Raw genomic sequence first — 13,076 nt, forward strand, 5'->3', positions numbered from 1 at the left:
CACAGACGCCAGAGGGGCGGCTGGAGCGTCGACTAACCGATGCACCAGCCGCCCCTCCTGTTACGTCAAGCCGCCTCGAACGCCCGCCGGATCAGCGGCGCCGCCTTCTCCAAGTCGGCTGCCGAGACGACGCGGACCTCCAGGTCGCCGGTCCCGAGGTGTCCGATACCGCGCATGTCCCGGGTGAAGCCCTCCTCCAGCTCGACCGTGTCGGGGTCGAGTCTGAGGTACACCAGGATCGCTTCGTGCTTCGGCCGGAAGATCACCGACGCTACGTTCACCAACCGCCGGTAGGCGATGTAGTGCCGCAGGGACGCCACCTCCACCTCGCCCCATGCCGTGAGCGCCTCGTCCAACTCCGCGTACAGGTCCCGCAGGCACTCCGGCACCGCTCCTCCGCCCGCAGGCGGAGAGACCGCCGAAGCCGTCGGCACGCTGTCCGCCACGGGTGCCCGCTCCCGGCCCCGGCGAGACGAGGCAGCGCTCGGGAAGCCGGTCGCGGAGTCCACGAGCAGCAGCCCTAGCAGGCCACCGTCGAAGATCCGGTAGCGCACTAGGTCGATCCGCTCGGGCAACCTCTGCACCGCCACCCGGTCGTGATGCGAGAAGCCCGCCGCGATGCAGATCATCCGCGGACGACGCCAGTCGACGGACTCAGCGACCTCCGCCCCCAGCACCTTCCGCACGAGCGCCTCGAACTCGTGGTGCGCCGACTCCAGCCAGGACAGGTAGGAGACAGCCTGGGACATCACCCCGCTGTCCGAGCCCTTCTTGAACTCGATCACCACCGGGCTGCCGTTCTCATCGAGTCCCAGGGTGTCGATCCGCCCCCGGTGCCAAGGCCCGGTCGGATACTCCGAGGCCAGGAAACGGACGCCCAGCATCTGCTCCAGGCCGGCCTCGACCCGCCGCTGCAGCTCCACCTCCAGCGCAACCGTCGAGCCGGCCAGCTCGACGTCCCGTCCGTTCGCGTCCTGCCGGAACATCATTAGCTCGGCCACCAGCGCCCCCTCCCGCGATCTCTGCAAGGAAGCCAATCGCGCGAACGCCCTGGTTATTCCACTTCTAGCTGGCCGGACCGTCTGGTGGGGTCAGGCTTCACGCTGAGGAGTAGCGGAAAACGCCTGGCTGACGGCGGTGAAGACTGTGACTGAGTGTTCTACTTTGTTCTGATCGCTTCTCCGTGACGGCAACGCCATCAAGTCTGGACGCGTTCAGGGCGGCCAACCACCATGCAGCCACCTGAGCAGCGCGGGACCGTCACGTCGGCGGGAATAGGGCGCCTACATCGTCTGCGGTGATTAGTCGCCCACGAGAGGGAGCGAGCAGCTTGCCCAGCCAGCCATCTTCTTGTGGGAGGAGCGCCTCGATCCTCGTACGCGCGTCACCGCGCGCTTCGGCGTCGTTATCACCGCATAGCCCGTCGTACTTGCGGAGCCGGTCGGCCAACACGTCGTAGAGCCGCACAGCCGCAGCGTGGTTAACCAGCACAATCTTGTCGTGGGCTGCTTCGGCAGCATCGTCCTCGGTAGCGGTCGCCGGGGTGAGTAGGCAGCCGATGACGCGGGTCTTCGCAGAGCGCCTCGTCTCGACCTCGATCTGACCGAGCAGCTGGTTCACGTCACTGCGGTTCAGCGGATGGGGCTCCCCCTTCGGAACGGTTTTGACTTCCCAGACGCGACGTTCGGCCCGCTTGACCGTGGACCACGTCCAGCGGCAGTCAGTGGCGCTCTGTTCCCACTTGGGTGGGCGTTCGCCGCTGGCGCCCACGAGACGAGCAAGGCTGGTCAACCCTTCGCATTGCTGATCGTGGCTACCGATGAGCGAGGCGCGTCCGTCAGACAGCATGCGGTTCAGCCGACCACCGGTTTCACGACGCCACTCGTCCCAGGCAAGGAAGAACCGGTCGGTGTCGTCAGCGGTGTGTTCGGAGCCTTCGAGGTCGGCGACGGTGCGAGCCAGGCGGAGGAACCAAGTGGTCCGGGGCCCGCCAGCGGTGGCGTCCTTCAGCGCCCTACGCGCGGCGACCCGATCTTGTGGGCGTCCACGGTCGAAGTGGGCATGGGCCTCCACATAGCGCCAGAACGCTGCATGCTCGGTTTCTCCAGCCAAAGCAAGTTGGGCGGCTGCTTCACTCGCTTTCTTGGCCGCTCCCGCGTGGTCGCCGAGCCAGAGATCGGTCGCTGCGGAGACCTCGGCGTCGGCGCTGGAGACGTCGCTGCTCCCGCTGGCGCTACGGCCGGGCCGAACCTTGCGACGCGGCCCCGCCGGGGCCGTGGTGTCTGCATCTGCCAGCAGTTGCGCGGCTGGTTGCCAGAAGGTCGTGCAGGCACGCAGGGTGCCATCCCAGCCCCGGTCGTAGATCTCCAGTGAGGCACGGATGGTGGGTTCGGTGCCCGTGGGGATCGACTTGCGGACTGCCGGGTCAGCGAGCATCTGGGCGAAGCTGGGGTCCAGCCCAAGGTAGAGAGAACGGTCGGTCGGTTCGCGATTGGCACGGCCCAGGGCCTGGGTGACTCGCTGGCCGACCCGGTGGCGCATAAAGCTGGCGTCGCCGAGATAGGCAACGACGAAACGTTCAAACTCGCTGCTTGCCTGCGGGACTGTGGTGATGATGACCAGCTTGCACAGGTCGCCAGCGAGGTCGAGTCCGTCGTAGCGGCCAGCGGTGATCAGGTGCCCGGCCGCGACTCGACTCCAGGTGTCAACCATCGAGTCGTCTCCGGGACGGAGACGGTAGACATGGTGCCCGCTGGCGGTGAGGGTCTCCTCAAGGGTGTCCGCCTCGGCGTGGCTGGCGCACAGCCAGGCCGCTCGGCCTCCGGCCGCCTGGGCTTGGGCGAGAGCCCAGCCAAGGACGTTCTGGGCGAAGGCAGGTTCGGCACTGGGATTGAGCACCAGACGTCGTGCGCCGGTCGCGCTAGACGGCAGCGGCGACGCGGTAGTCAGGCGGGTGACCGGCCCGCCGCCGACTCGCCGCTGGAGGTCGTCCATCGAGCCGAGGGTGGCCGACAGGTAGATCCGCTGCTTGGCCCGGCTGTACTGGGTATTGAGCGCAGTTGGGGGGTGGTAGGGGCGGATTTCGATGCCGGAGGGTCCGATCAGGATGCCGCATCGGGTGAGGTGGTCGCGGACTGTGGGCCAGACATACATCGCCTCGTCCCTCAACTCGCGATCCGTGACGAGAGGCGATGCCTCGATGGCATCGCGTGCCGGACCTGTGATCGCATCCCAGTCGCTGAAGGACAGCAGCTCGGGTGGGGTGCCGGGTCGGGCGGAGCCGTCGAGCATCGCGCTGAGTCCGGGGTATGCATCGGTGTGAGCCGCCACCAGCTCACAGATTGTTTGGTAGAGCTGGCGAGCAGGGCCGGGTATGTCGGGGATGCGTAGGGTCTGCAAGCCGCTGAGGGGTTGCTCTGCGAGATGGGCGTCGTCAAAGATGACCAGGTCGGCGGGCTGTGGAACGGGCCTGCTGTTGAAGTAGACCCAATAGTTCATGACACCGACAGCCTGGGCCTGGTGGAAGTCGTCGAGCTTGGCGCCGCCGTAGTCCTTCGAGGCAAAGCGGACAACATCTAGTCCTAGCGCTTCGGCTTCCTCTTCGACCCGCTCGGCGAGTTGGCGGGTGCCGGCCAGGTAGGCCACTGACCACCCGCGGGTGAGGGCGTGATCGGCGATGAGCAACGCCAGCAGCGTCTTGCCTTCACCCGTGGGCATCTCGATCGCCAGATCTGGCGTGTCGAGGTGCTGCTCCGCGTATGCAGCGAGGACCTGGAGCTGACCAGGCCGAAGCTGAGTGAACCTCCCCGATCTGAAATCCGTGAGGTTCTGTTCGAAGTCCGGCTTCGCAGCGTATGCCACCGTTCACCCCTCACTCGTAGAGTAAGAACTCTACGGCGCTGGCGGTAACTCCGCGCTGCTCTCGTTGGCTGACCCGGGCCTCGGCGGGCCCGGCGTCGAAGATGTAGCGGGCCTTGTCGAGATGGAACCCGGTGACCTCGCCGAGGGCTCCGGAGTTGTCGGCGGCCCGGGCCGCCTGTCCGGGCCCGGCGAGTGCGGCCGCCAGCCCGACGAGGGCCACGGTGACGAGGGACCTGAGGCGTCCAGAACGCCCGAGCGTGCTCGATGTTGATCGCATAGGCAGGTTTTAGCGCAGAAACGAGCACGGCACTAGGGTGCGAGAAAGCCCCTCCGGCGATTGAGGAGCGGGGCCAAGGGCGGCGCCCCGTGACCTCAACCCCCTCGCTCTGGAGGGGCATTTCGGAGAACGAACTGCTCGGGGCCCTAGAGCGCGACCTCGAGTAGCGCGTCGACGGCATGACGAGGTCCCGGTGGCGAGCACTCTCCGTGAAGGCTGACGATCGCTCAGGCGTCCCTGACGCCTCGTCACCAATTCAAGATCATCTTGCACGTACGTTGCACGAGATGATGAAAAACAGCGATGATCAATGGAGGGTTGTGCAAGTGTGTAACAGCAGGTCAGAAGGCATTTAGGAGTGTCGTGCCCCTCATCTCCTAGGGGCACGACACTCCTACCGATCAGATGTCGCGGAAGGTCTCGATCTGCGCGCCCACCTCGTTGAGCCGCTCCGCGAGGTCCTCGTACCCGCGGTTGATCACGTACACGTTCCGCAGCACGGAGGTGCCCTCCGCGGCCATCATGGCGAGCAGCACCACGACGGCCGGGCGCAGCGCGGGCGGGCACATCATCTCGGAGGCGCGCCAGCGGGTGGGGCCCTCGACCAGCACCCGGTGCGGGTCGAGCAACTGGAGCCTGCCGCCGAGCCGGTTGAGGTCGGTCAGGTAGATGGCCCGGTTGTCGTAGACCCAGTCGTGGATGAGGGTCTTGCCCTGCGCCGAGGCGGCGATCGCGGCGAAGAAGGGGACGTTGTCGATGTTGAGGCCGGGGAACGGCATGGGGTGGATCTTGTCGATGGGCGCCTCCAGCTTGGAGGGCCGCACCGTCAGGTCCGTCAGCCTCGTGCGTCCGTTGTCGGCCGGGTACTCGGCGCTGCGGTCGAAGTCGAGGCCCATCTCCTCCAGGACCGCGAGCTCGATCTCCATGAACTCGGCGGGCACGCGCCGCACCGTCAGCTCCGATTCGGTGACAATTGCCGCGGCGACCAGGCTCATCGCCTCGACCGGGTCCTCGGACGGGGAGTAGTCCACGTCCGTGTCGATGACCGGAACGCCGTGCACCGTCAGCGTCGTGGAGCCGATGCCGTCCACGCGCACGCCCAACTGCTCCAGGAAGAAGCACAGGTCCTGGACCATGTAGTTGGAGGAGGCGTTGCGGATGACCGTCACGCCGTCGTGCCGGGCCGCGGCCAGCAGCGCGTTCTCGGTGACGGTGTCCCCGCGTTCCGTCAGCACGATCGGGCGCTTGGGTGCGACGCCCGTCTCCACGTCGGCGTGGTAGATGCCCTCGGTCGCGGTGATCGCCAGACCGAAGTGGCGCAGCGCGCTCATGTGCGGCTCGACGGTCCGGGTGCCCAGGTCGCAACCGCCCGCGTACGGGATGCGGAAGTGGTCCATCCGGTGCAGCAGCGGACCGAGGAACATGATGATGCTCCGCGTGCGCCGTGCGGCCTCCTCGTCGATCGAGTCCAGGTCCAGTTCCGCGGGCGGCACGATCTCCAGGTCGGCGCCGCCGTTGATCCACCGGCACCGCACTCCGACGGAGGAGAGCACCTCCAGGATCCGGTAGACCTCCTCGATCCGGGCGACCCGGCGCAGCACTGTCCGCCCGGAGTTGAGCAGCGAGGCGCACAGCAGGGCCACGCACGCGTTCTTGCTCGTCTTGACGTCGATGCTGCCGGACAGCTGCCGCCCGCCCACGACGCGCAGGTGCATCGGGCCCGAGTACCCCAGCGAGACGATTTCGCTGTCCAGCGCTTCGGAGATGCGGGCGATCATCTCAAGGCTGATGTTCTGGTTTCCGCGCTCGATGCGGTTGACCGCACTCTGGCTGGTGCCGAGCGCTTCGGCCAGTTGAGACTGCGTCATGCCGCGGTGCTGCCGGGCGTCACGGATCAACTGGCCGATACGGGCGAGGTAGTCGTCGGTCATGTCAGGAGACTATCTCAGATGTGAGATAGCGGCGCGCGCGGGGGTGGGTGACGCGCGGGTCACCCCGACAACCGCCCGAATGCCGCAGCTCGGGTTGCGGCCGGCTCCCGTTGATGCCAAGGGGTCCGACGGTGCGGGGACCGGCGCACCGGGTTTCCCCGCGGCGCCGGGTTCATGCGGCGCCGGGGCCGGAAAAGCGCGAAGTCCGGGACCCTCGACAGGCGGTGCCGGGCCCCGGCGACTGCGCCGGACTCACGAGACCGTGTCGGGTCCCGAAACAGCGCGGGCCTTCAAGACGGCCCGGAACGTACTCGGTCCCGCCGCCTCCCTCAGCTCTCCCGGCGCGCCTTCAGCACCAGCTTGTTGACCGCCCACAGGACAATGCCGATCACCAGCAGGACACCCGCCCGGACGTAGACGGCGGCATCGCGGTCCGCCAGCGGGCTGGCCAGGATGAGCGCGGTGACGGCCCCCAGCACGGGCACCACCGTCGGGGCCCGGAAGTGCCGGTGCGGCACCCGGTCGCGGCGCAGCACCAGTACCGCCACGTTGACCACGGCGAAGACGCACAGCAGCAGGAACGAGGTCGTGTCGCCCAGGCCGGCGATCTCGCCCGTGGCAACCAGCCCGATCGCCAGCAGGGTGACGAAGACGATGCCGGTCACGGGTGTACGGCGCCCGGCCAGCACCCTGCCCATGGCGCGCGGCAGGATCCGCTCGTTCGCCATGCCGTAGCACAGCCGGGAGGCCATCATGACGTTGATCAGCGCGGAGTTGGAGACCGCGAACAGCGCAATCACCGCGAACAGCTCGTGCGGGAAGTGCACCCCGCCGGCCTTGACGACCTCCAGCAGCGGGCCGCTCGACTTCTCCAGCGTGCCGGTGGGTACCAGCAGCGAGGAGACCAGGGCGACGAGAACGTAGACGGTGCCCGTGACGGCGACGCCGAGGAAGATGCCGCGCGGGAAGGTGCGCTGCGGGTCCACGGTCTCCTCGGCCATGTTGACGGAGTCCTCGAAGCCGACGAAAGCGAAGAAGCCCAGCGCGGTGGCGCCCAGTACCCCGGAGAAGAGCGCGTAGCCGGTGCCGCCCGTCTCCAGGTCGCCCAGCCGGGAGGGCTCGCCGCTCCCGGTCACGACCGCGTACACGCCGATGCCGAGGATGACGGCCAGGCCGGTGACCTCGACCAGGGTCAGTACGACGTTGGCCTTCACGGACTCCGAGACGCCCCGCAGGTTCAGCCCGGCCAGCGCGAGCACGAACAGGATCGCGACCAGCGTCGAGGGCACGGCGCCGTGTGTCAGCTCGTCCAGGTAGTCCCCGCTGAAGGCCAGCGCCGCCGCGCTCGCCGAGGACAGGCCCGAGCACATCACCATGAAGGCGACGATGAAGGTCACGAAGGGCACCTTGAACGCCCGCTGCGTGTAGAGGGCGGCGCCGGCGGCCTTCGGGTACTTGCCGACCAGTTCCACGTACGAGGCGGCGGTCAGCAGTGCCACGACGAACCCGATCGCGAACGGCAGCCACAGCGCCCCGCCCACCTTGCCGGCGACCTTGCCGGTGGTGGCGTAGATCCCGGTGCCCAGGATGTCGCCGATCACGAACAGGATCAGCAGCTTGGGGCCGATGGCTCGTTTCAGCTCCGGCCCGCCCGGCCCTCCGGGGCCTGCGGCCTCTTCCGGTCCGCGCGGTGGGGGGACCGCTGGATCTGAGGTGGACACGGCACCACTGTGCGGGAGGGAGGGCCGCGGGTCCATGGGGCGGACCCGATCGGGCTGCTCCGCGTGCGGCTGCTCGTGATCCGCCGCAGCGCAGGGCGGGCGTCTCTCGTCGAAGCCCGAGCGACGCCGCGTCCGGTCCGCGGCGCCCTACTCGGTCCCGCTCGGCTGCCCGGCGGAGCGGGAGCGCCGATGGGCTGCCACGCGTTCCCGGGTCGCGCACCGGCGGGAGCAGTAGCGGCGTTCCGGGCCGCTGCCCTGGGTGAGGAAGACGTTGTCACAACTGGGTGAGGCGCAGATCTTGCCGGGCGGGCGCTGGCGGTCCCAGACCAGGACGGTCAGGGCCATGCAGGACGAGGCGAGGAACCACTCGTCCCAGGGTGCGTCGTCGTCGTGGTCGAGGTGGGGATGCCAGGGGGTGCTGCCGCGGTGCGAGGTCAGGCGGAGCGGTCCGGTGTGGTCCCGCAGCAGGCGGTTGAGGGCGGCTGCGGCGTCATCGACGTGCTCGGCGGCGAAGACGTGCCGCAGCACTGCGGCGGCTGCGCGCATCCCGGCGACGTCGCGGGCGGTGAGGTCGAGGGGATCGCTCTCGCCGTAGTCGCGGAGTACGCCGGCGACGTCGGCCGGGTCGGGGCAGTCGACGGTGAGGGCATTGATCAGGGCGGCGGTCCGGCGAGCCGTGGCCAGCACGGAGTGCCGGGTGGACCAGTCGTCACTGTGGGAAGGCACCTGAGGAAGGTAACGCATCTTGCTGAGTTCTGAGTTACTTCCGTAACGTCCTGCTCATGAGAAGGCGTTACCCGCTCCCGTCCTATCTCGCCGGAGCAGTGGCAGCCCGCACCGGGGACGAGATGTCAGGACCGGCGCTGATGCTGGCGGGATTCGCCCTTTCCGGGTCGACCGTCGAGGCCTCGTCGCTGCTGGCGGGCATCACGATCTCCGCTGCTGCAGGCGGGCCGGTGCTCGGGGTCCTCCTCGACAGGGCAGGGCGCCCGGGGCGCCTGCTGGCCGGGGCCCTCGTCCTGTATGCGGCGGGGCTGTCCGTGATCCTCGTGGGACTGGGCCGGGTGCCGTTCGCAGTCGTCCTCCTGATCGCCGTGCTGACGGGACTGCTGGGGCCGGCCCTGTCGGGCGGATGGACGGCCCAGTTGCCGCGTGTGGCGCCTGGCGAGCACCTGCCGCGGGCGAACGCGCTCGATGCGATGACGTTCAGCGTGGCGAGCCTGGCCGGTCCGGCTCTCGCGGGCGGCGTGGCGGAGGTGTGGGGAGCACCGCCGGCCGTGGTCGTCTCGGTGGTGCTCATCGCCGCGGCGCTGCCCGCCGCAGGGATGCTGCCTGCCCGTCCCGGCCGGGCCCGGGGCGCTCGGCCGGCGTCGGTGATCAGCGACCTCGCTGCCGGGATGCGGATCATCGTCGGAAGACCGTCCCTGGCCCGGGCCACCCTCGCCTCGACCGTCTCCTGCGTCGCCCAGGGCATGCTGATGGCGTGTGTCCCGCTCCTCGGCGAGCGCGTCCTGGGCGGGGCCGGCCGCGGTGCTGTGCTGCTCTCCTGCGTGGCGCTCTCCGCCGTGGTGGCCGACGTCGTACTCGCCCGGTTCCCGCGTGCGGTCGCCCCCGACACGATCATCTGGGCCGGTGCTCTGGTCCAGGCAGCCGCGCTGGCCCTGGTCGCGTCGGGTTGGCCGGTCGTGCTCTTCGTCGCCGTACTCGTCATGGGGGTCGCTGAGGGGCCTCAGCTGGCCGCGCTGTTCGCAGTCCGCCACCGGGAGTCCCCGGATCATCTGCGGGGTCAGATCTTCACCACCGGTGCCAGCCTCAAGACAACGGGATTCGCCCTGGGGGCAGCGGTTACCGGGCCACTCGCGACATGGTCCCTGCCAGGCGCTTCGGCGCTCGCAGCAAGCGTGGCGGTCCTCGCGGCGGTGGCCTTCTTCGCGATCCCGTCGACAGCCGCCCGCTCGTCTGCGGACAGTACGAGGTCGACTTGAGCGATCTTCGGGACCGGCCGCCGGGGCGGACCGGGGCGTCGCACGCATCGGCAGACGGGCCGCAGGTGGACCGCGCCGCCGGAGCTTCAGCTCGTTGCTGCTGCCGACCCGTTGTAGGAGAGTTCCAGGTCGAAGACGCCCCGTGCAGGACCGCCGTACGCGCGTACCGGCTTCCTCGCCGTCCCCCGGGACAGCCGGTTTTTCCGGGCAGGCAGCCCTGAGCGAGCACTCGTCATCCGGGAGGGAGGCCCCCCGGTCAGCGGCCTTCGGTGACGTGCTCGACCTGCGCTGCGCGGGATCACTCGGGGGCAGGCATGACCGGCAGGCAGTCGTGTACTAGAGTTATCTCGACATCGAGATAACTGGCGACGGCATACGTCGTGGTCGCTGTCGCGAGGCGACACGAAGGGGCGGGCAAGCCAAGTAAGGCTTACCTAACTTCGTGACTCGCTCACCATAGCGCACCGGCGGCCGATGCACACAAGGCACTGAAGGAGACTGTCGTGTCGGCGAACAGCTTCGACGCCCGCAGCACGCTGCAGGTGGGCAACGAGTCGTACGAAATCTTCAAGCTGGACAAGGTGGCCGGCTCCGACCGGCTGCCCTACAGCCTGAAGGTCCTGCTGGAGAACCTGCTCCGCACCGAGGACGGCGCCAACATCACCGCCGACCACATCCGCGCCCTCGGCAACTGGGACCCGAACGCGCAGCCGAGCCAGGAGATCCAGTTCACGCCGGCCCGCGTCATCATGCAGGACTTCACCGGCGTGCCCTGCGTCGTGGACCTGGCCACCATGCGGGAGGCCGTCAAGGAGCTCGGCGGCGACGCCGACCGGATCAACCCGCTGGCCCCGGCCGAGCTGGTCATCGACCACTCCGTCATCGCCGACACCTTCGGCACCTCCGACGCCTTCAAGAAGAACGTCGAGCTGGAGTACGGCCGCAACCGCGAGCGCTACCAGTTCCTGCGCTGGGGCCAGGGCGCCTTCGACGAGTTCAAGGTCGTCCCGCCCGGCACCGGCATCGTCCACCAGGTCAACATCGAGCACCTGGCCCGCACCGTCATGGTCCGGGGCGGCCAGGCCTACCCCGACACCCTGGTCGGCACCGACTCGCACACCACCATGGTCAACGGCCTGGGCGTCCTGGGCTGGGGCGTCGGCGGTATCGAGGCCGAGGCCGCGATGCTGGGCCAGCCCGTCTCGATGCTCATCCCGCGCGTCGTCGGCTTCAAGCTGACAGGCGAGCTGCCCACCGGCACCACCGCCACCGACCTGGTGCTCACCATCACCGAGATGCTGCGCCACCACGGTGTGGTCGGCAAGTTCGTCGAGTTCTACGGCGAGGGCGTCGCCTCGGTGCCGCTGGCCAACCGCGCCACCATCGGCAACATGTCGCCGGAGTTCGGCTCCACCGCGGCGATCTTCCCGATCGACGAGGAGACGATCAACTACCTGAAGCTGACCGGCCGCAGCGCCGAGCAGCTCGCCCTGGTCGAGGCCTACGCCAAGGAACAGGGTCTGTGGCACGACGCGTCCCGCGAGCCGGAGTTCAGCGAGTACCTGGAGCTGGACCTGGCCACGGTCGTCCCCTCCATCGCCGGGCCGAAGCGCCCGCAGGACCGCATCGCCCTGGCCGACGCGGCGCACCAGTTCGGCCTCGACGTGGTCAACTACGTCTCCGAGACCGACAGCGACGAGGCGGGCAAGGAGTCCTTCCCCGCCTCCGACGCGCCCGCCGTCTCCAACGGCGTGCCCAGCAAGCCGGTCCAGGTCACCGGACCTGACGGCGTCACCTACGACCTGGACCACGGAGCCGTCGCCGTCGCGGCCATCACCTCCTGCACCAACACCTCCAACCCCTACGTCATGGTCGGCGCCGCGCTGCTGGCCAAGAAGGCGGTGGAGAAGGGCCTGACCCGCAAGCCCTGGGTCAAGACCACCCTGGCCCCCGGCTCCCAGGTCGTCATGGACTACTACGACCGCGCGGGCCTGACCCCCTACCTGGACAAGCTCGGCTTCAACCTCGTCGGCTACGGCTGCACCACCTGCATCGGCAACTCCGGACCCCTGCCGGACGAGGTCTCCCAGGCCGTCAACGACAACGACCTGGCCGTCGTCTCGGTGCTGTCCGGCAACCGCAACTTCGAGGGCCGGATCAACCCCGACGTCAAGATGAACTACCTGGCGTCCCCGCCGCTGGTGGTCGCCTACGCGCTGGCCGGGTCCATGAAGGTGAACATCACCGAGGACGCCCTGGGCACCGACCAGGACGGCAACCCCGTCCACCTGAAGGACCTGTGGCCCTCCGAACAGGAGGTCGAGGAGGTCGTCGCCTCCGCGATCGGCCAGGAGATGTTCACCAAGGACTACGCCGACGTCTTCGCCGGCGACGCCCAGTGGCAGGCCCTCCCGGTCCCCACCGGCAACACCTTCGAGTGGGACGCCGAGTCCACCTACGTGCGCAAGCCCCCCTACTTCGAGGGCATGGGCATGGAGCCGGCCCCGGTCACCGACATCGAGGGCGCCCGCGTGCTGGCCAAGCTCGGAGACTCGGTCACCACCGACCACATCTCCCCGGCCGGCGCCATCAAGGCCGACACCCCGGCCGGCCAGTACCTCACCGAGCACGGTGTGGCCCGCCGCGACTTCAACAGCTACGGCTCGCGGCGCGGCAACCACGAGGTGATGATCCGCGGTACGTTCGCCAACATCCGCCTGCGCAACCAGATCGCGCCGGGCACCGAGGGCGGCTTCACCCGGGACTTCACCCGGGCGGCCGAAGGCGGGGAGGCCCCGGTCTCCTACATCTACGACGCCTCGCAGAACTACCAGGCGCAGGGCATCCCGCTGGTCATCCTCGCGGGCAAGGAGTACGGCTCCGGATCCTCCCGCGACTGGGCGGCCAAGGGCACCGCGCTGCTCGGCGTCCGCGCGGTCATCGCCGAGTCGTACGAGCGCATCCACCGCTCGAACCTCATCGGCATGGGCGTCCTGCCGCTCCAGTTCCCCGAGGGCAGCTCCGCGCTCGACCTCGGCCTGAGCGGCGAGGAGACCTTCACCCTCACCGGCATCACCGCCCTCAACGACGGTGAGACCCCGGCCACGGTCAAGGTCACCACCGACACCGGTGTCGAGTTCGACGCGACCGTCCGCATCGACACCCCCGGCGAGGCCGACTACTACCGCAACGGCGGCATCCTCCAGTACGTCCTCCGCTCGCTGATCCGCGACTGACGTCTCACCGCACGCCGACACACGCCGGGCCGCACCCCTCCGCGGGGTGCGGCCCGGCCGCCTTG

Annotated in this window: 8 protein-coding genes; 2 read left to right on the forward strand and 6 right to left on the reverse strand. The window is 69.0% G+C overall.

What is annotated here, in order from left to right; all coding sequences use genetic code 11:
* Window positions 1–65 precede the first annotated feature (65 nt).
* The 6 genes from H297_RS0115830 to H297_RS0115855 all read right to left on the reverse strand — a co-directional run bounded on the left by H297_RS0115830 (window position 66) and on the right by H297_RS0115855 (window position 8,534).
* The gene (locus H297_RS0115830; RefSeq protein WP_027737852.1) at window positions 66–1,001 is read right to left on the reverse strand and encodes a DUF5655 domain-containing protein; all 936 of its coding nucleotides are present in this window, start codon (window positions 999–1,001) and stop codon (window positions 66–68) included.
* Window positions 1,002–1,260: 259 nt separating this feature from the next.
* A complete protein-coding gene (locus tag H297_RS0115835) occupies window positions 1,261–3,861 on the reverse strand; it encodes a DEAD/DEAH box helicase family protein (protein WP_027737853.1) in 2,601 nt (866 codons plus the stop codon).
* A 10-nt stretch (window positions 3,862–3,871) separates the two neighbouring features.
* Entirely contained in the window at window positions 3,872–4,138 is a 267-nt protein-coding gene (locus tag H297_RS0115840; protein WP_199787203.1) for a hypothetical protein, read from the reverse strand.
* A 401-nt stretch (window positions 4,139–4,539) separates the two neighbouring features.
* The gene (locus H297_RS0115845) at window positions 4,540–6,069 is read right to left on the reverse strand and encodes a UDP-N-acetylglucosamine 1-carboxyvinyltransferase (RefSeq protein ID WP_027737855.1); all 1,530 of its coding nucleotides are present in this window, start codon (window positions 6,067–6,069) and stop codon (window positions 4,540–4,542) included.
* Window positions 6,070–6,398: 329 nt separating this feature from the next.
* Window positions 6,399–7,790 (reverse strand): amino acid permease, encoded by a 1,392-nt coding sequence (locus H297_RS0115850; RefSeq protein WP_027737856.1) that lies wholly within the window; start codon window positions 7,788–7,790, stop codon window positions 6,399–6,401.
* Between the two features lie 147 nt (window positions 7,791–7,937).
* Window positions 7,938–8,534, reverse strand: coding sequence for a CGNR zinc finger domain-containing protein (locus tag H297_RS0115855; RefSeq protein WP_027737857.1), 597 nt, complete (start codon window positions 8,532–8,534; stop codon window positions 7,938–7,940).
* Window positions 8,535–8,572: 38 nt separating this feature from the next.
* On the opposite strand from H297_RS0115855, the gene H297_RS0115860 reads away from it, so the two are divergent.
* Both H297_RS0115860 and acnA read left to right on the forward strand, forming a co-directional pair.
* Window positions 8,573–9,775, forward strand: a complete 1,203-nt coding sequence (locus H297_RS0115860) for an MFS transporter (RefSeq protein ID WP_027737858.1) — start codon at window positions 8,573–8,575, stop codon at window positions 9,773–9,775.
* Between the two features lie 503 nt (window positions 9,776–10,278).
* Window positions 10,279–13,011, forward strand: a complete 2,733-nt coding sequence (gene acnA / locus H297_RS0115865; protein ID WP_027737859.1) for an aconitate hydratase AcnA — start codon at window positions 10,279–10,281, stop codon at window positions 13,009–13,011.
* Window positions 13,012–13,076: the final 65 nt, after the last annotated feature.

It is taken from the genome of Streptomyces sp. CNT360 (genome assembly GCF_000424785.1).

What these genes read in the sequence shown, in the direction of transcription:
- H297_RS0115840 (WP_199787203.1), bottom strand. Translation starts at nt 4,138, where the DNA reads ATGCGATCAACATCGAGCACGCTCGGGCGTTCTGGACGCCTCAGGTCC.
- H297_RS0115845 (WP_027737855.1), bottom strand. Translation starts at nt 6,069, where the DNA reads ATGACCGACGACTACCTCGCCCGTATCGGCCAGTTGATCCGTGACGCC.
- H297_RS0115855 (WP_027737857.1), bottom strand. Translation starts at nt 8,534, where the DNA reads ATGCGTTACCTTCCTCAGGTGCCTTCCCACAGTGACGACTGGTCCACC.
- H297_RS0115860 (WP_027737858.1), top strand. Translation starts at nt 8,573, where the DNA reads ATGAGAAGGCGTTACCCGCTCCCGTCCTATCTCGCCGGAGCAGTGGCA.